The organism is Scandinavium sp. (genome assembly GCF_032012665.1).
In the GTDB taxonomy this organism is placed as follows: Bacteria; Pseudomonadota; Gammaproteobacteria; order Enterobacterales; family Enterobacteriaceae; genus Scandinavium.
In genome coordinates, this window is the sequence record NZ_DALZVG010000024.1 from 35767 (window position 1) to 54929 (window position 19163).

Genomic DNA, 19163 nt, shown 5'->3' on the forward strand with positions numbered 1-19163 from the left:
TTTATCCCTCCCTGATACTGGTTTTTTCCAGCAGTAAATCCCACGGTGTCCACGGTTTTTCCGGCTCAGGTGGCGGGAGCTGGTAAGTCACGGTCGCAGACTCAAACGGCATATTTTTGTGCAGGGCATATCCCTGTTCATCCAGTACGCCCGCGAGTTCGCTTCCCCCTTCGAAACGAAGGGTATAAGGTGCTTTCGGGATAGCCTCCTGCCCGTCAAAGAAGTTCAGAGCGAGGTCGTTCTCTCCCTTCCCCGGTAGATAGGGCACTTTTACCGTCTGCGAAGCCCCACCTTCTGTGTCAAGCCGGCTGGCCTTGCGGGTATAGGTCCCCGCCGTCTCATATTTAATCTGCCCCTGCTCAATGATGAGGGAACTCCCACCGCCGACCAGACGTATTCGCTTTTTACCGGCCAGCAACATCTCTTTGGCGGAGATAAGGGTCAGTTTCTGCTCTGCGCTCAGATGCATCACCCCGTTCTGCGCCTGAAACTGTACGGGCCCCTGAGCCGAAATCAGGCTCAGCTTGCCATGTTGGGCAAATATTCCCACGCTGTCGCCTGCCAGTCCGGTGATATGCCCTTCAGCTCCCATACTGATGTCACCGCCCGCATTCAGGGCGATATTGTCCGCTGCGGTCAGCTGCAGATGTTCACCACTGGTAAACGCCAGCCCTTCCGGGGCGGAGAAGTGAAGCATTTCATTGAGGGTTTTCAGGCGGGTGCTGAACATCGACTGTTGACTGGCGATGTCCGCTTCCAGGGCTTTCGCCTGGCGGGTGGCTCTGGCCAGCTCCGCGATTTGCTGGTTCACCGCCTCAATTTCTTTCAGCGCCGCGTCCATATCCAGCACCTCACCTTCCCCGCGCGTTTTCCCGTCGGCGGTGACCAGCAGCCCTTTTGCCACACGGATAACCCCGAACTCATCGGTGCGCAGCTCAAATCCGGTGCCGCGAACGTCGTTCTGCATATCCACGATATGCCCCTGGTTCAGGGCGGTGCCACCAAACGGCGTACTCAGCGCAATATGCTCTGCCTGACGCTGGTCTTCCATCCGCAGTTCATTATCCCCGGCGGTGCGCAGGATGTTCTGGCTGCGGTTGTCCCGGGTAACCACATCGGCATGCTCTGAGTCATGAAAGGCATGGGCGATATACGGGCGGTCCGGGTCACCACCGTCAAAGGCGATACCGACTTCCGTACCAGTGATAAGCGGGGTATGCCAGCCGTATGTTTCCCCGGCACAGGGTTTGGCCTGGCGTACCCAGAGGTAGTTATAACCGGGCTCTGCGTCTTCGCGGCTGAAGTCCAGTTTCACCCGGTAACGGCCCTGGCTGTCCAGGTGTGCATACGGGTCATTCTTCTCTTCACTCTCCACACGGGCCGTCAGCGTCCCGGCAATCACCGGGCGTGGCACCGTTTTCGGGCGGAAGCAGAACTGCTCACTGTAAGGTATTCCCCACAGGGAGACATGAAGACGGGTATCGCGGGCCGCGCGGAAGGTGGTGAGTGTAATCACCATCCCCTCTTTGAGCTCCGGTACATCACTGTCACCGGTCTCCAGCACCATGCCCGGCGTCAGATGGCTGGCATTACTGAACAGGTGCAGGCGGATGGCCCTGTTCAGTTCACGTTCGTGATGAATACGGGCACAGAACGCCCCGCTTTCGGTTTCCGGTTCAGAGGAGGTGTCATCCCCGGCTTCGCGGTACGGGGCCGCGTAGCGGTAGTGCTCACCGGTGGTGGCGACCTCGTTTCTTACGCTGACGACGGCATCCATTGGCGTGCTGGCGGTGCGGTAGTTGTAATCCCGGGTGGCCACGCGGCCGGTCACCGTGTGGTGCCACACTCTGGCATCCCATACGGCTTCAACTGCGCCGTCATGGAGAGCAGAAGGCTCACGGTACGGCAGGCGTACATCAAACTGATACTGCAGCTGGCTGTCGCCAAAGGTCACCGTGTCCAGCCCGGTGATGGTGTTCACCCCGGTGCGGAACCAGATGCCATCTTCGGCCAGTATTCGCTGAATAAACTGCAGGTCAGTCTCCCGCCATTGGGTTATCAGCTCACGGACCGGGTAGGTCCGTTCCAGCCGGAATTCAAAATCAGTCCCATCGAACCCATGGCTGCGCAGTATCTGCTCAACCAGTTCCGGCACGGAGACATTCTGCCAGACCGCACAGCGGCGGGTGTGGCTGAGCAGCGCCAGGCGTGAGGAGAGCGTTACGGCAAAATGCATCTGGTCTGCAGTTTCTTTCAGGCACTTAAAACCGGTAATGATACCCTGCACCACACGGCCAGAGCGCATGCTGAGCGTGGCATACTTCAGCATTGCATCCTGACGGCTGATGCCTTTTTGTGGTGTAGTGAACTCAATGGTCCATTTGAACGGCTTGTTCAGCGCCTCACGACCGTGGAAGTTCAGCACATCGGGCTTAAGGGGACTGTCATTTATCTCAAGCGTATAGCGGGTCTGCCCGTCAAACAGGGCCAGCCAGTTGTCCAGCATAGTGTCCATGAACTTACTCCTCCACCGGTACCGGGGTCAGCCCGGTGCTGTTCAGCTGGATAGTACGCGGTTTGTCCGGATCGAGATCATCCCGGGTCAGCACCAGACGCCAGCTGTTGTTGCGCATATCCGGGCGATTGAACAGCCCCACCACTGCGACATATTTCGCGTCCTCGTCCATCGGCATATTGAGGGTCACGCTGCCTTTGGGCATCACCAGCAGCGATTTGCTGGCGACGATGTCCTCTTTGAGGGTGTTATCTGCATCACGCAGCAGTTTCTGGTAGTCGGCGGCGTCCACCTTCTGGCGATCTTTCAACTGGTACACCTGCACCATGGTGGCAAGCGGGATCTGGCTTTCATCGGCATTGGAAGCGGCACGTGGCTCGAAATCCAGGTGCAGCACCTTTATTTTTTTGTAGAAGATGGCTCTGGTTGCGCTGACCGTGCCATCCGACACGGCCTGAGTCAGGCCACATGCGGTCAACAGGGAACAGAGCAGCATCAGTGCGGCGCTGCGCGACAGGGAAGCGAAAATCATTCGGGGAGTCCTTTTCAGCGTTCAGAAACAGGGGCGTGTTGAATGTGTCTGGTGTTGGGTATTACTTTCAGGAATATCAGTCGAAACGGTAGCCACCGGGCTCTGCCGGTCGCAGGGTCTCACAGGTCAGCCCTTCATAGGTGCCCAGGCTCACGGTCAGGTGCGTGCGGGTTGCGGGTTTGTCCCGCTTCAGGCCCAGCACGCCGGTACGTCCCAGTTGCACCCGGTGCGCCTTACCCAGACGGGGTTCGGGCAGGCAACTCACCGGCACCGTGAGGCGAAGACGCACATCGGAGCGGTACCCCATGTACACCCGCAGCAGCACCATCAGGTCAGTGTGCAGCTGACCGCCGGGCAACCAGCCCTGTGCCTCCTGCAGGTTGTCAGTCGCCAGCATCAGCAGAATACGGCTGCAGGCCTCTTTCCCGGTCCTGCCGAGCGTGGCACGCTGTGACAGGGACACCCGGTTTTCTTTACCGAGACCGCTGCGGTTTTCTACGGGAACTTTCACCGGGTCCGGGCTGATAACCGTGGTCCGGGTCTCCGGGGCCAGCAGACTCACCAACTGACGTATGCCTTCGGCGTTTCGGGTGGGCAGCCGCATGGTCCCCAGTAGCGCCAGGAAGCGGGAGACCGGCGTGGCAATCTGCTCCGCCGTACCCGGGATGCCTAGGCCAACCAGCCCCAGCAGGCACTGAGAGGTCTCATCCACGCCGCCGGCTTCGAAGGTCGCCGGGTAAGCGTATTTACGCCAGATACGGTAGTACTGGGTGTGGATGCGGTGGCTGAAGATATCGAGGAATGCGGAGGTGGCTTCATGCCCTTCCCGGCGCTGCGCAATATCATCGAGGTACGCCGTCGGCAGCGGGGAGTCAACCCCGTACAGCCCGAGGAAGGTGGTGCGCACCGTCGGCGACAGGTCCGGGTGGTCCTCGTCGGTTTCAACCGCCTTCAGCTCACTGACCGGGAACCCCATCCCCGGCCACGGGCGAAAACGCACCGGGTCGGCGGACAGTTTCTCGGTGCTGCCGAGCTTCGGCGCCTGCGGGTTTTCCTGCTCCAGCAGCTGGCAGAAGCGGTAGAAATTAACCCGCCAGATGTCGTCGCGAAGCCGCTCCGTCAGCCCGGAATGTGCTGGCTGTGATTTTCTTTCCATCGCAGTCGTTTCCCTGTCGGTTGCAGGACCAGCGTGAGCTGATTGAAGAGGTGGACATCGGCATAAAGGGCAAAGAAGCGATGCAGCATCTCACCAAACAGGGTGACATCACCCTCCCCGGCAAAATTGTCCGCGTTGAGGGTGATTTCAATGTCCACCCCGCGCAGCATAAAGCCCTTCTCAAAACGGCGGATTAGGGTGTGCTTTACCGCCACAATCGCCTCCAGACGGCGGCGGTTCATCTCATCGTCGGTCCAGTCATACAGCGCCAGCGTGCCGCGTAACACTTCCGGGTTATCCATCATGCTGAGAAAATTAGAGCCCAGATGACTCATCACCCGCCAGTGGAAGCGGTCATTTGCCGGTGGGTAAAGCGGCAAAGTTGGCACCTTCAGATTCATGACCCGAACCGGTACCTTGCCTGCTTTCACCACCCGGTCCAGCAGGGTGCTTTCGAGCGAGCGGCGCGGCAGCTGGCCGTTGGTGCCGGTGATGCGGATGGAAAGCGACTCCGGGGTTTGGGACAACTGCTCCAGCTCGAAGGACTTGCCGCCGAGAATGAGCCAGGTGTCATACAGTCCCGAAGGGCCGCGCTTCACACGGGTATGAAAGTATCGCTCCGGCGCATCAAAGCGCATCATGCCCCCACGGTGGCGGAAACTGGTGAACGGCACGTACGGATGTTTGCCGTTTTTCACCGCACCGTGAATGGCATCCACACTGTAGATTTCCGTATGACCGTCCTGCACGCGCATCGGGCGCAGCAGGTATTCGTTCTGCAGCGGATCAGGCGTCAGCGGGTCCGCTTCCAGTGAGAACAGGTTAATGACCGGCGCACAGTGCAGACGGAAGTTGTCGGTCTCAAACGGCATGTCAGAAGGCCAGCCGCCGTCGAGTACGATATCGGTCTCAAACCAGGTGGTTTTCGCACTCAGGCCGGCCAGCTCCAGCCCTTTAAGCTCCACAAACATAAACTTCTCGCGAAAGCTGAAATACTCAAGCAGCAGCTGGTAGCCACTGAACGCGGAATCCCCTTTCGGCCACAGCCGGTCGGTATCGTCAAAGCCCATCGGCTTGCACCAGCCGTCAAAGCGTACCCGTTCGGTGCGGGTTTCAGCATGGCGAACATACATCGCCTGCACCCGACGGGTCAGCGCCAGATGCAGCGCCGAGGCCACCGGGCTGTCAGCATCGAGGTAGATGGCTACCTTATCGATACCGGCTTTTGACCAGTCCACTTTGTCCGGGCAGTCGAAACGCAGACGAATGGCAGCACGGCCATCCGGTTCGGTCTGCAGACGGGCGTCTGCCAGGTTCAGGGGCTGCAGCGGCACCGCGCGGGTAGTGCGGTACTGACAGACCGTCTTCTCCGGCCCGACCGGGCGCGACAGCACGGAGAAACCTTCTTCCAGCATTTCCATTTTGCGCAGCTGCTGCCACTCCGGACTAAAGGCCACCACGGAGAGCGAAGGGATGGTACGCATGTAATGCGGCCACAGCAGGCTGACCAGCCCCTCAGTCAGCTCTGGCAGGTCATCATCGAGCTTTTCGCGCAGGCGGCCCATCAGGAAGGCAAAGCCCTCAAACAGGCGCTCCACATACGGGTCGCGCGCCCCGGTTTTATCCAGGTTGAGCATCGCCGCGCGGTCGGGGTGGGCACGGGCAAACTCTTTACCGGCTTCGCGCAGATAGCGCATCTCGGCTTCGTAGTAGCGAAGGGTTAAATCATCCATGTAAGGAGATCCTGAGTATAGAAAATATCAAAAAGAAAACAGAAGGTGTCATCAAGGGGGATGACCCGTAATATCAGGGGGCAATTAACCGCACAGCACCATCGCGCGGGCCGGATCGAGAGCAATCAGCCCGGCCAGCAGGCTGTCCATTTCCGGGGCAAAACGGGCCTTGTCACTTTCACTGCGCCCCGCTTTCATGCGCAGCAACCGCAGACGGCGGGCCTGCACGTCGAACAGCAGCCCCGGCTCCCACTCACTGAGGGTCAGTTGCGGGGCGCTGTCGGTAAGTTCACCCAGCAAATGGAGGGCGAGTTCATTACGTCCGTACTGCTCTGCCACCTTTGCCATCAGCAGACGCAGCAGCCAGCGGCTGCGGGGTAAGGCCATGTCCGGGCGATTCTGCAGCCAGCTAAGTGCCGCCTCCGGCCCCTCACTGTCGCCCTTCTCCATCGCCTCCGCTTCCAGTGCCAGAATGTCATCTGCCTGAGCGGCGGTGGCCACTGCCGGCTCGTCACTGAAGCCCGGCATGTCATCGTTGACCTTTTCGGCTATCCAGTTCAGCGTCACCTCATCGGCAAGCGGCGAGCCGTCGTTCCAGGCAAGTGCCTCCAGGCCGGGAAGACGTTTGAGCATCAGCTTCAGGTCGCTCAGAATATAGTCGGCCCATTGCTCCCAGGGGTTCCCTGCGCGGCTCAGCCCCTGCCACAGATACCACTGCAAATCGAGCCAGAAGCGGTTGCCGCCTTCGGTGAACATCACATCCACCTGTTCAATCAGCTCTGTCCAGCTCTGCTGCAGGTACAGGCGTTTAAGCTGGGCGCGATAGTCCGCCTTTGGCGGCAGCAGGCGGGTGCGCCCGCTTGCGTCGAGCGCCGGCAGCTGCGTCACCAGGTCCCAGCGGGCGGCCTTCATCATCCGGTGAGCCGCCAGCCAGCCCTGCGGCTGCTCCACCACCCAGCCGGACAGGACGCGCAGCTGACGGACCAGCTCCACTTCCGATTTGACGGCTGCGGTTTCCGGTACAGCTGCGCCTGACGTCGGTGTGCAGTGGGGACTTTCACCTGCATGATCCTGGCCGGATGTTGCCACCGGTGTATCCAGCCCGCCGCTACCGGCCAGGCGGGTTTCCAGCATGCGAAGCAGCCCGGCAAAGGTGGGGCGTTCCGCCTCTGGCAACTGCTCAACCGCATTCTCCAGCAGGCACAGGGCCGCCGCCGTTCTGGCCGTCTCTTCCCGCGTCACGTCCGGCCAGCGTGCTAATGCATCCAGAACGCGCTCACTGTTCAGCCACTCGAGTGCCGCTAAACGGGCGGTGCTGCGCTGCGGGTGGCAGTGCTGCCCCGCCTGCTCCAGCATGGCCGTCAGCAGCAGAACGCCGTCCGTCAACCCGGTATCGCCGTCACGCTGCAGGCGGGCAAAGGCATACCAGGTCGCCACCCGGATATCGCGGGCATGTCGGGTCAGAATGCTTTCCGCCAGGCGGCAGAGTACGTCGATATCAGTACCGGAAAGCTTGTTGATCTCCTCGCGCATCAGCTGGAAATCATCCTCATAGGTCGGGTCATCCCCGGCTCCATTACCGGTCGGGAGTGGTGTCAGCCACGGCGACCACAGAGAGAGGTTTTCCCGGCTCTTAGCGAGCAGTGCGGCATGCTGGTCCACATCCGGAAGACACAGGGTCAGTAACGTTTCTGCCATCGCCATTTATTCGTCTCCCGCCAGTGTCAGTGTGCTGTCGGCAGCACCAACGGCAAAAATGTTCTGCGGCAGGCTGAAGCCCTGCAGTTTGAGCAGCGCCAGCGGCCCGTCACCGAGCTCGCTGCGCAAGATAAATTTCAGCGGATTACCGTCCGGGGTGATCCACACCAGCTGGGTGCGGCTGCTGTCGAGCGGAGTGATCAGCGCCTTATCCAGCAGGCGGATGAAGCCCCAGTTCCCCTGGTGGCTTTCATACAGGCGCATTTCGGTGTTCACTGAACGCCAGCTCAGATCCACACCGGGGTAATACGTATTACCCGGCCAGGTGAAACTCTGCCAGCTTTCCATCTGGTTGAAGTAATCCAGTTTCTGGCCATCGAGCGTCAGCCAGGTGCGGGCCACATCGCGCGACGGTCGGGCCATCAGTTCAAAATGCACGCCGGCATCGCCCTGGGCAAAAACAATATCGGAGATATCAGCAAGCTTATTGATGGCAGTAAGGAACGCCGGGTTGATGCTCATTCCCTGGCTGGCAGCCGGATCCACCACCCAGTGGCTGCCTTCCTGATGCAGCATGCCGCCGAGGTTGGTTTTGATAAATGCCGCGATACGCCCGGAGTCGCTGCGCAGGAACTGGGCCAGCAGTGGCAGTGAAGCATCACTGCCGGTGGCCTTAAACGGATAGCGTCCGGCAAAAGCGGTGTTCCACTGCGAAACAATGGTGCTCTGCCAGCGGGCATTGAGACTGCCTGCAGCAGGAGCCAGCACCTGACGCCAGGCAAGGTCAAGTGGCTGCACAAACAGCGCCTGCCCGAAGCCGTTCCACTCCTGGCCGAGGCTTGCGGCCACCAGAGAGCCGTAGTCACGGGTATCGGTCAGGTCAATGGCTTTGCCCTGGAACACAGTCTGGGCCAGCATCTGCGCCATCGCCTGCGGATCCGGTGCACTCGTCACCTGCTGCAGCTTAAGACGCACCTGGGTCACACGGGCAAGCCAGGACTGGAAGCTGAGGTTACCGTTTGAGCCGGTACCGTCCTTGCCGGCCATCAGACCCGTGAGCGGACCAAACACGCCGTCCAGCGGACCTTTGGGGCCCTGTGCCTGCTCAATAAACTGTTTTGCGTTTTTCTTACGCCCCACCAGTTTTTTCGCCGAGTCCACCAGGGTGTCAGCCAGAGCTTCTCCTTTGGCACCCGTCTGCCCCTGCCAGGCAAGGGTATTCATCAGCGCCACCAGAGGTGACTGGCGCACATCCGCCAGCAGGTTCAGCTGGGCAATCGCTTCGGAGAGCGAGGCGGCTTCCTGCCACTGGATACTGTTGGCCATATTGAGCCAGGCGTTGCCAAAATCGGTGAAGTAACGCTCGGTCAGGCGCTGTTTGAGCGCTTCCGGCGATACATCACTGCCCGGCTGATGGGTTTTATCAGTAAGCACCCAGTCGATTTCATCACGGCGGGTCTTCACCACCTCATCAATGGCGTCCTGTACCTGCTCTTCCCACGCCTGGCGTGTGAACATCCCCGGCACCACTTCTTCCGAGGAGAACAGAGATGAGGCGTCCGTATCGCCGGTCATGTCCGCGAGGGTTAAATCCGGCCAGTTACGGGCAATGCGTCCGAGCATCTCCTGATACAGACCGGATTCAGCGTTGCGCTGACCAATCTGTTTGAGCAAAATCTGGCGCACCGTGCCCACCAGTTCGCGGTCGGGGGTAATTTTCCACTCAGGGTGTGCCGGTAAGTTCTGCGCCCAGAAGCCGAGCAGTTTCGGGGCCTGTGTCTGCCACACGCTGTCCGGCACACCGCTGCGGTGCGGCCAGGCTTTCAGCATATTGCCGGCAAGCCAGTTCGCATCTGCTTTGTCCGGGCGCGCCAGCATCAGATAACCTTTCAGCAGGTTATAGGTTTTTTGGGTCGCAGACGTACGTGCATCGCTTGCCGGCGGCAGTTGCACAAAGGCATTCAGCTGGCTGTGAAGCTCTTCGGCCAGCGCATCACGCATCAGCGCCTGGTTGTTACGGGCGTACAGTGGCCAGAGCATCTTCAGCGTGTCGCTGTCCTGGTTCAGGCCAAAGCGGGTGTACCACGGCGCACCGTGCACTTCGCGGTTCTGCAGGCGGGCAATAGTCTGTTGCAGTGCCAGCTGGTTACGAAGGCGCTCCGGCAGAGGCTGTTTTGTGTCAGCGGCAACCCGAGCCGTATCCTGGGCCAGCCAGATTTGTGTGCGGTTGACGGACAGGGACAGCAGCGTACCTGCGCCCCAGAGCAGAACCAGCCCAAGCAGCACCAGGCGCAGTACCTTCTGCCAGTGGAAGCCGATTTTACGGGCATGCACCTGCAGGCTGTCATTCTCAAGTTCCTGCCAGACTGCCGGTGACAGGCGCGCATGCGGTACTGTTTCGGTTCCCGGCAATGCCGGACTGAACATCACACCACGCAGACGGTAAGGGGCCGGCCCCGACATCAGCGTGGTCAGCAGCGGGACCAGGGAGCGCCGCAGCGAGCCACGCAGGGCTTTTGACAGACTCAACAGCCAGTGATGCTGTGAACTCTCCAGCAATGCTGCCACGCCGGGCGTCTGCAATTCGGAGGACAGAGTGGTGAGTGTCTCACGGGTCTCTTCCGTTGTTGCGCCCGGACCAAATAACGCGCCGGCTGGAGGCACACCTTCCCCGTCATGGGCCCAGGTACCTTCCCGGATAAGCCACAGCCAGACCGGCAACTGCCAGCCCAACAACGTATCGGTTTTCTGGCGTACACGCACCAGCGTGTCCTGCTTCGCCGTATCGGGCAGTACAGCCGTATTCATCACCTGCACCACGCCATCCAGCGGACGCTGTGGGCGAACGGCTTTCAGTACCGACAGGAACTCATCATCCGGCACGCTTTCCGCCAGACCGCCGTGAATAAGCACCACCCCGTCACTCTCCTGCCAGTGATCGCGCTTAAGACCCGGTACCACCTTTTCGATATCGCTGTCGGTACCCTGTACCAGAAGCAGGCGAACTTTGGCTTTCCAATGACGGCGGTAGCGCAGGCGCAGGTGCTCGACCAGCGCTTCAGCCACAAACCGGGAGGTATCCGCGTCAGTATGCTTTGCTTCAGGCTGGGATGCAGCAGCCTGCTGTCCGGAGGCTACCACATCCAGCTTTCCCAGCTTCTCACCGTTCTTCGTGAATACAGTTTCAAGTACCCAACCGATGATCAGCACAGCCAGCATCTGCAGCAGGCTGATAATCACTATGCCGGTCGTACTGAATGGCCCGATATTGAAGGTGTCCTTAACCCACTCCGGCCATAACAAGAGTGCGCCGCCAGTGAGGCAGACAGATAGTGCGCCCAGAATCAGCGCAAGCAGAAAAGTGGATGCGATTTTCATAACGGAGGAGAGCAATCCCTTGAGAGTTATTCTGGTGTGACAATACAGAGTTGTCGGTTGTCTTCTGAAAGTTCGGTGACAATAAGCTGGGCTTCGCTGTCGCTCAAACACTGACGGGTCGCCAGCTGTAACGCCTGCCAGGGGGCGGCAACACCCGCAAACCCGACAACCGTATCAATATGAATGATTTTGTCAGCCTTAAGGCCAGGAGCATACGTCTCACGGGCCTTGCTGAAGATATCGCCGGAGGCCATCTGGCCGCCGCTGGTCCAGGCCCGCTTCAGACTGGTTTTATCAAGCCCTGACCACATCATGACGCGTTCAAACGCCAGATTCAGATTGCCATCGCGACATATCTGCGGCCGGTGAACTTTGACTGACACGTCCGGGATATCCTTCAGACGGCAGTTGGTCAGCAGTAACACGGAAATGGCTTCGCCACTGTCCTCTGGCGGGTGTTCGTAAAGCTGAGCGCTGACCACCAGTAACGCAGCAGCACGGTCATAATGACAGTCCAGCCAGTAGTCGAGGATTTCCAGCCCCGTCAGGTCGCGGATGCGCACCAGCGGATGGGAAACACTTTTTTGCAGGAGCGACGGCAGTGTCGAAAACTGTTCACCGGTATCCACCGCCAGATAGCAGGTCAGCGTCGGAGGGAGCAACGCCACCAGATTCTGGACGTGGGCGATAACCTCCTGAAAAAAATGCGCTTCCCGGTCAGCCATCTCTCCGGTAGCGGCCAGCGCCCGGTGACGAACCGGGTTGCCACCATTAACGGGTTCGCAGGGCATCATCAGGGGCTTTCTGGCTAACACTGCCTCATGCGTCATCAGACTGGCAGACCCCAACCCGTTAATCAGGCCTTCACCGATAAGCCAGGCAAAGCGCTGTCCGCGCGCAACGTCTGCCCGGTATCGGGCGGCGGTTGTGGCATTTTTTCTTTCACAACGGTCACGAAGAAGCACGTAGCCAAAATAGCGCCCGACAACCAGTAAGCCCCACAATACGACAGGCAATCCTGTTGCCAGCCCCCAGAAAGCTGCACCTGAACGCTCACCTTGCCAGAACAGGAATGTTACTGCAGCCCCTGCCAGCAGCATCACAAGTCCCAGGAACAGCCAGCGTTTAAAACGCGGACGGAACGGCAGTTTCTCCTGCGCGGGAATGCGCTCAAGTTCAACCGACACGTTTACCCCACCAGAGCATTGGGCAGTGAGCTGATAAGCGTGCAACCGCAACCACACTTGTGACCGTGGAAAGCCACAGGAACACCGCGATCGCGATAATTTGGGTTACCTTCGATAATAGTGGTATCGCCATGCTCCGGGCAGGAAACACGATCACCTTTACGGGCCACGCCGATATCGCCAAAGAACATGGTTGTTGAACAGGACAGCACTGCACCACCATGAGTGGTTTTGTCACCGAGACGGATTATTCCTTGCATATACTTCCCTTGATATTATTTATAGTCAATAAGACTCAAACATGGATTTTGAAACTTCACTACCATTTTCAGAATGACCTTTATCGCTTGAATAATCAAAAGACACATCATTAATTTTAACAAGCTTGCCATTGTCGAATGAGTAAATAGTTTTGCTATACTTCTCGCAGCAATCATCCTTTGAATCAAACACTATATTTTTAGTGAATGGTCTGTATGTCAACGTACCATTTACGCCGCTTAATACTTCCTGTTCCACAAAGCCCTTACTGGTTGAAATATACACACTCTGACTTCCATTATTTGGCCTGTGATCAGTTCTGGCAATTACGTCATAAAAACCATCATCATTAACATCCATAAAATCGATGGTAGGAGTGTCAATAGATTCCGGCAAGGATATATTTTCAACTTTACCATTGAATTCCAACTTCAGTTCGGAACCACCATTCTCAGAATCAGATATTTTTACACCACTCAATAGACCGTCTTTAAATGAATCATGAGCTAAAAGGGTTACAGGAAGGCATTTCTTCCCACACCACTGACCTTTGTATCCATCTACTGTAGGTTTGAGCGTTATCACTGCTGTACTTTCACCTACTTTCTCATTCAATACAACCGAGTCGGCAGAGGACGTTCCGTTTAGCAAGATGTTTTTCTCGAATTTATTATAAATATAAACACCAGAATACGTCCCGCTGGATGCAGTAAGGCTCATTGTGATGTTACTTTTCCCTATTGTGCCGTTATATAAGGAAGTTATCGTATATTCAGCATTAACTTCTTCGGACGCATTACAAAAAAAAGAAAACACACAAACAGACAATAATAGTATTTTTTTCATTTCGATCACTCCAGACCAAATGCATTCTTAGCTATCGATAGTTTTGCCACTCGATCATCCATGTGGTTCGGTTCTTTAGCTTTGTCAGGATAATAAGGTTTCTTTTGTACAGCCCAGCCATTAACATAAACTGACACCCAGTATATGTCATCTTTATCAGCCGAACTGTTTAACTTAGGTTTTATGTATCTCCAAAAGTAACCAGATGCTAGTGCCGCATACCTTGGGTTGTTTGAAAGGTGGCTAGCCTTAGCTGTTGTTGATGTTATATCGAATGAGTTGTCGTTAAGTTTGGTTCTTAGATACTGCTGACATTTTGTATAATTATCACGGCCTGTAATTTGTAATAACCCCCTCCCTTTAAACAAGGGACCATCTCCAGCTTGGTTATTACCTAAATCACTACGACCTTCGTAGGCTTTTCCTGATGCAGTTTCTTCAGTATATTTAAAGAAGCCCGTTTCATGAAGGATCTGTGCCATAAAATGCGCTTTTCTCAGAGGGGTATTTATTTCAAACAGCTTCATTGTTTCATTTAGAGGTTCAAGATAAATCTGTACATATTTTTCTTTGTCGGCAGGAAGCATTGCCTTTAATTGCTCGTAGGTGATCATTTCCTCGCCATCAGAAAGCGCATTCAAAAAAATCACCGGATGCATATGCCAGACAGGCGCACCACCACTTAATCCGTCCACCTTGCTCATCCATTCCATGTCGTCAAACCACTTTTTGACATAGCTGACACAGAGGGGACCCAACTGTTTTAAAAACGTTCTCCATCGATGATGGCTGCTGCCACCAAACCATTCACTGTCGTGTTTCACCACCATTCGTGCCGCGATATCCCTGACATCCAGTTCCGCGTAATTCACCGCGAGACGCAGTTCTTCGCCTGACAGGTCACCACTGTTATCGCTGTCCATTTTCCTCAGCAGGGCTTTGTAGTAGTCAGAGACCTGTTTTTCCCGGATACCGCGCTCAGGGCGTACCCACTCTGCAATTCTGGTGAACCCGTCTTTGATCCACCCTTCATGCAGGGATTTCGTCATATCGGATGTGGACGGCTCTTCAAATGCTTTAAAGCCCAGTTTATCCAGGTCGTACTGGCCGATATCCGCGTCCACATCGGCTTCGCTGAGCCAGGCTCCGTCCCCGATATCAAACCAGCGCTTGCCGTTGCTGTCTTTGAACGGATGGCATTTTTCCTGCGGCATAATTTTGTGAATATCTTTCTTCACCTGTCCTTTGGTCCGGGTGAAGGTATCGCCGGAACGGCTATATATGAAGCTTTCCGGGTGGATATAAACGTATTTCGGGCCGCCCTTCACCTGTGCCTTATTGCTCAGAAAATCGATCATCCGGCTGTCGGTGCTGAGTACTTCAATATGCACAAAGGCACTTTTTTCCACACCGTGTAAGTCGCAGGGGGCAATGTCTTCCGCCAGGTACCCCACGGCATCACCTGCTGCAACCTCCATTTTGGTTGCCGGTTTAACGACGGCATCAAATGTGCCCTGCGTAACCGCCTGCTGCATCCAGGCTGGCAGGTGTGCCCTCTGCTCACCCACGGGGGTCACAAATTGCGAATCGAGCGACATCCAGAACGCCCCGCCGGTCATTTCGGATTTGCTGTTCAGCATCCGGGCAAGCCCGAACGTCTGCGTCTGCCCCTTCAGATCGAAAGAGATCTCACGCAGTACAATGACGCAGTTACCCGCTTTCAGTTTATCCTTCGCAACCGGTGCCTTATCTCCGTCTTTTTCCTGGCCGGTATATTCACGCTGACTCAGCCCGTCCCCCTTGTCAGTAACCTGATACAGCTTGTGCTCCGGAAAAGCAGACAGCGGAGCAAGCCCGATATAGAGCGAGTAAAAATCGAGGCTGTTATCCTTCTTTTCGGGCTCGGGGATACAGGTCGATTTGACCAGTACAAAGGTACTGGAATACTGCAGCGGGTTATTGATGTATTTACCGGTCAGGTAGCCCTGATTAATACGCCAGGCCACCACTTCGCCGCCCGCCATAAACTGAAGCGGTACCGCCGTGTCTGCCGTCTCGTTTGTCAGCACGGAACCCGGGGCACTCTTACTGGTGATGTGGATCCCGCCGTGCCACATGTTGTTTGTACCGGCCAGCCAGGAGCCGTGTGGCTCCTGACAGAGCGGCTGCATCATCTCATCCACAGTGGCGTATTGTTCGCCATTCGCTTTTCGGGCAGGAAAACAGATTTTCATTCCGGTTATCCTTAACGTGAAGAAGGGATCACCCTACCGGGCAGAGATGCACTCAGGTTCAACCGGCACGTTTACCCCACCAGAGCACTGGACAGTGAGCTGATAAGCGTGCAGCCGCAACCACACTTGTGCCCATGGAACGCCACAGGCACACCGCGATCGCGATAATTTGGGTGACCTTCGACGATAGTGGTATCACCATGCTCAGGGCAGGAAACACGATCACCTTTACGGGCCACGCCAATATCACCAAAAAGCATGGTCGTTGAGCAGGACAATACGGCTCCACCGCGTGTGGTTTTGTCACCGAGACGGATTATCCCTTGCATATTTATCATTTAAGTTAGTAATTTCCGTTTGTAGGTACATATTCTGATGGTCATCCCAATCAATCGACTGTCAGAACGTCAATTCTTTGTAAAATCATTTTGGTTTGACATTCACAAATTGATTTTTTCATTGAGAGAAATTTCACTTTTCTTGAAACCTTCAACCTTGCCGAAGATTTTATTTTTATCGTTCAGTAACAACATCGTAACGCGAGGTCTGCGTATTGAACTTATAATTAACGCTCACATCAGGCCCAGTGCTGTAACAATTCAATCGAATTTTAGAGCCATCACTTTCTATATTTTGAAAAATAGACGTCATATACATTCCAAATTCGCAGTCATTCATCTGCGGGTTGATGACCTGTATTAACTTACCACTTTTCTTATCAATAACATTTACTTTATTAATTACAATACCATCAGCACTCGCTTCATAAAGACCAATGAAACCATGTTGTTTAGTCTGCCCCCAAAATGGAATATCCAATGTCTTAGCACTTCCATTTATAACACCATCACTAACTTCAACAGTCTCCTTTAAATTTACTTTTAAAGTTGACCGTTCATTGTGCCACTCACCAAGAAAACCAGTAGAATTCCGTGTTAGATTGAAAGGACATTTTGAGACGTCAAACCTCTCTCCTTGAACAATATACTTTTCGAAACTTTCATCGCTGACAGCCTCACATAATACAATTGAACTTGATTCGTTTACGCCATATAGAGGAATGGGTGACCTGTGGTTATCGTAATAGTAGCTCCCCTCTACATTTACCTTTCCCCCAAAGTCATAAAACTGAAGAGACAAATGCACGGGATATTTCCCGATATAACCTTCATAATTCCTTACGACATATGGCATGTATGCAGCTTGAATTGAAGCACTCAGAAATAGTGTACAAAAACAAAAAACAACTTTAATTTTAGTCATCATTCCACCTCGATTTTGAATCAATTAAAACGCATCAGCAAAGACGTTAGTTGATTTGATTTTTTCAAAATGTCCGCGTCGTTTTTCATAGCTAGTTGTATGCAGATTCACTTTTGCCGTGATTTTATCTACTACTGCTCCCGTATCACCCTGATCAGCAAGATCATAAAGTTTTTCACGGAGCCAGAAGTAAACAGCAGAGCGTACGCAATAGGTCCCTTTCTCAAGCATTGATGGATTGTTTATAAAATCAACATCGGTGCCCCAGTTCTTTTTATAGTAATCGGAAAACCCCTGGTAATTTACTTTTCCTGTCAGATGAATACCACCTCTACCTCGGTATGTACTTCCATCACCTGACGAAACATTCCCATTCCCTAATCTGTTAGCATAAACCCTATCAGCAATAGCAATCTCATTTGCATGTTTCGTGATTTTTCCATTAACTTTAGTATATGAGTATTCCTTTGCTTCTGCAGGATGAGTTCTAAAATAGCTAAAATTAGCCTTTAACCCCTCTTCGCTGTAATTAAGGCCCTCGACAGGACTTGCAGCACTGCCCATCTCCTCTCTTAATTGAGCAAAGAAGTGGTTGACTCTCAAAATGGTATCCAATTTATATTCACTTGCATGAGTATTAATCTCATCCGCAATTTCCTGAAGGAATGAGGACTTCGTAGGTGATTTTAAGCCATTGAACACTTTATAAAGCATATCCACTGTTATATGAATAGTACGTTTATCTGCAATGGCGTTCAAAAAAATCACCGGATGCATATGCCAGACAGACTTACCACTGCTAAATCCATCCACCTTGCTCATCCATTCCATGTCGTCAAACCACTGTCTGACATAGCTGACACAGAGGGGACCCAACTGTTTTAAAAACGTTCTCCATCGATGATGGCTGCTGCCACCAAACCATTCACTGTCGTGTTTCACCACCATTCGTGCCGCGATATCCCTGACATCCAGTTCCGCGTAATTCACCGCGAGACGCAGTTCTTCGCCTGACAGGTCACCACTGTTATCGCTGTCCATTTTCCTCAGCAGGGCTTTGTAGTAGTCAGAGACCTGTTTTTCCCGGATACCGCGCTCAGGGCGTACCCACTCTGCAATTCTGGTGAACCCGTCTTTGATCCACCCTTCATGCAGGGATTTCGTCATATCGGATGTGGACGGCTCTTCAAATGCTTTAAAGCCCAGTTTATCCAGGTCGTACTGGCCGATATCCGCGTCCACATCGGCTTCGCTGAGCCAGGCTCCGTCCCCGATATCAAACCAGCGCTTGCCGTTGCTGTCTTTGAACGGATGGCATTTTTCCTGCGGCATAATTTTGTGAATATCTTTCTTCACCTGTCCTTTGGTCCGGGTGAAGGTATCGCCGGAACGGCTATATATGAAGCTTTCCGGGTGGATATAAACGTATTTCGGGCCGCCCTTCACCTGTGCCTTATTGCTCAGAAAATCGATCATCCGGCTGTCGGTGCTGAGTACTTCAATATGCACAAAGGCACTTTTTTCCACACCGTGTAAGTCGCAGGGGGCAATGTCTTCCGCCAGGTACCCCACGGCATCACCTGCTGCAACCTCCATTTTGGTTGCCGGTTTAACGACGGCATCAAATGTGCCCTGCGTAACCGCCTGCTGCATCCAGGCTGGCAGGTGTGCCCTCTGCTCACCCACGGGGGTCACAAATTGCGAATCGAGCGACATCCAGAACGCCCCGCCGGTCATTTCGGATTTGCTGTTCAGCATCCGGGCAAGCCCGAACGTCTGCGTCTGCCCCTTCAGATCGAAAGAGATCTCACGCAGTACAATGACGCAGTTACCCGCTTTCAGTTTATCCTTCGCAACCGGTGCCTTATCTCCGTCTTTTTCCTGGCCGGTATATTCACGCTGACTCAGCCCGTCCCCCTTGTCAGTAACCTGATACAGCTTGTGCTCCGGAAAAGCAGACAGCGGAGCAAGCCCGATATAGAGCGAGTAAAAATCGAGGCTGTTATCCTTCTTTTCGGGCTCGGGGATACAGGTCGATTTGACCAGTACAAAGGTACTGGAATACTGCAGCGGGTTATTGATGTATTTACCGGTCAGGTAGCCCTGATTAATACGCCAGGCCACCACTTCGCCGCCCGCCATAAACTGAAGCGGTACCGCCGTGTCTGCCGTCTCGTTTGTCAGCACGGAACCCGGGGCACTCTTACTGGTGATGTGGATCCCGCCGTGCCACATGTTGTTTGTACCGGCCAGCCAGGAGCCGTGTGGCTCCTGACAGAGCGGCTGCATCATCTCATCCACAGTGGCGTACTGCTCGCCATTCGCTTTTCGGGCAGGAAAACAGATTTTCATTCCGGTCA

13 protein-coding genes are annotated in these 19163 nt (G+C 54.8%); all 13 read right to left on the bottom strand.

What is annotated here, in order from left to right:
- Position 1: 1 nt before the first annotated feature.
- Positions 2-2515, bottom strand: a complete 2514-nt coding sequence (locus RTU33_RS17270; protein ID WP_312629003.1) for a type VI secretion system tip protein VgrG — start codon at positions 2513-2515, stop codon at positions 2-4.
- A gap of 4 nt (positions 2516-2519) precedes the next feature.
- The gene (gene tssJ, locus RTU33_RS17275) at positions 2520-3047 is read right to left on the bottom strand and encodes a type VI secretion system lipoprotein TssJ (protein WP_312629004.1); all 528 of its coding nucleotides are present in this window, start codon (positions 3045-3047) and stop codon (positions 2520-2522) included.
- 76 nt (positions 3048-3123) lie between these two features.
- Positions 3124-4203 (bottom strand): type VI secretion system baseplate subunit TssG, encoded by a 1080-nt coding sequence (tssG, locus tag RTU33_RS17280; RefSeq protein WP_312629005.1) that lies wholly within the window; start codon positions 4201-4203, stop codon positions 3124-3126.
- Positions 4167-5936, bottom strand: a complete 1770-nt coding sequence (gene tssF / locus RTU33_RS17285; protein ID WP_312629006.1) for a type VI secretion system baseplate subunit TssF — start codon at positions 5934-5936, stop codon at positions 4167-4169. The genes tssG and tssF overlap by 37 nt, the downstream gene beginning before the upstream one ends.
- An 84-nt stretch (positions 5937-6020) precedes the next feature.
- A complete protein-coding gene (gene tssA, locus RTU33_RS17290) occupies positions 6021-7640 on the bottom strand; it encodes a type VI secretion system protein TssA (RefSeq protein ID WP_312629007.1) in 1620 nt (539 codons plus the stop codon).
- On the bottom strand, positions 7641-11012 hold the full coding sequence (locus RTU33_RS17295) for an ImcF-related family protein (RefSeq protein ID WP_312629008.1): 3372 nt from the start codon (positions 11010-11012) through the stop codon (positions 7641-7643).
- A gap of 26 nt (positions 11013-11038) precedes the next feature.
- Entirely contained in the window at positions 11039-12199 is a 1161-nt protein-coding gene (locus RTU33_RS17300; protein ID WP_312629009.1) for a hypothetical protein, read from the bottom strand.
- Positions 12200-12201: 2 nt separating this feature from the next.
- The gene (locus RTU33_RS17305; protein WP_312629010.1) at positions 12202-12459 is read right to left on the bottom strand and encodes a PAAR domain-containing protein; all 258 of its coding nucleotides are present in this window, start codon (positions 12457-12459) and stop codon (positions 12202-12204) included.
- 25 nt (positions 12460-12484) lie between these two features.
- Positions 12485-13306 (bottom strand): XAC2610-related protein, encoded by an 822-nt coding sequence (locus tag RTU33_RS17310; protein WP_312629011.1) that lies wholly within the window; start codon positions 13304-13306, stop codon positions 12485-12487.
- A 5-nt stretch (positions 13307-13311) separates the two neighbouring features.
- Positions 13312-15540 carry a hypothetical protein gene (locus RTU33_RS17315; RefSeq protein WP_312629012.1) on the bottom strand — a complete coding sequence of 743 codons (2229 nt, stop codon included), beginning with the start codon at positions 15538-15540 and terminating at the stop codon, positions 13312-13314.
- 71 nt (positions 15541-15611) lie between these two features.
- Complete coding sequence (locus tag RTU33_RS17320; RefSeq protein ID WP_312629014.1) at positions 15612-15869, bottom strand: PAAR domain-containing protein; 258 nt, start codon at positions 15867-15869, stop codon at positions 15612-15614.
- Positions 15870-16053: 184 nt separating this feature from the next.
- The gene (locus tag RTU33_RS17325; protein WP_312629016.1) at positions 16054-16806 is read right to left on the bottom strand and encodes a hypothetical protein; all 753 of its coding nucleotides are present in this window, start codon (positions 16804-16806) and stop codon (positions 16054-16056) included.
- A 21-nt stretch (positions 16807-16827) separates the two neighbouring features.
- A complete protein-coding gene (locus RTU33_RS17330; RefSeq protein WP_312629017.1) occupies positions 16828-19155 on the bottom strand; it encodes a hypothetical protein in 2328 nt (775 codons plus the stop codon).
- Positions 19156-19163: the final 8 nt, after the last annotated feature.

Bases quoted from the DNA above. Each gene is read 5' to 3' on its own strand.
- tssA (WP_312629007.1), bottom strand. From the start codon at position 7,640: ATGGCGATGGCAGAAACGTTACTGACCCTGTGTCTTCCGGATGTGGAC.
- RTU33_RS17325 (WP_312629016.1), bottom strand. From the start codon at position 16,806: ATGATGACTAAAATTAAAGTTGTTTTTTGTTTTTGTACACTATTTCTG.
- tssF (WP_312629006.1), bottom strand. From the start codon at position 5,936: ATGGATGATTTAACCCTTCGCTACTACGAAGCCGAGATGCGCTATCTG.
- RTU33_RS17320 (WP_312629014.1), bottom strand. From the start codon at position 15,869: ATGCAAGGGATAATCCGTCTCGGTGACAAAACCACACGCGGTGGAGCC.
- RTU33_RS17270 (WP_312629003.1), bottom strand. From the start codon at position 2,515: ATGGACACTATGCTGGACAACTGGCTGGCCCTGTTTGACGGGCAGACC.
- RTU33_RS17310 (WP_312629011.1), bottom strand. From the start codon at position 13,306: ATGAAAAAAATACTATTATTGTCTGTTTGTGTGTTTTCTTTTTTTTGT.
- RTU33_RS17315 (WP_312629012.1), bottom strand. From the start codon at position 15,540: ATGAAAATCTGTTTTCCTGCCCGAAAAGCGAATGGCGAACAATACGCC.
- RTU33_RS17305 (WP_312629010.1), bottom strand. From the start codon at position 12,459: ATGCAAGGAATAATCCGTCTCGGTGACAAAACCACTCATGGTGGTGCA.
- RTU33_RS17295 (WP_312629008.1), bottom strand. From the start codon at position 11,012: ATGAAAATCGCATCCACTTTTCTGCTTGCGCTGATTCTGGGCGCACTA.
- tssJ (WP_312629004.1), bottom strand. From the start codon at position 3,047: ATGATTTTCGCTTCCCTGTCGCGCAGCGCCGCACTGATGCTGCTCTGT.
- RTU33_RS17330 (WP_312629017.1), bottom strand. From the start codon at position 19,155: ATGAAAATCTGTTTTCCTGCCCGAAAAGCGAATGGCGAGCAGTACGCC.
- tssG (WP_312629005.1), bottom strand. From the start codon at position 4,203: ATGGAAAGAAAATCACAGCCAGCACATTCCGGGCTGACGGAGCGGCTT.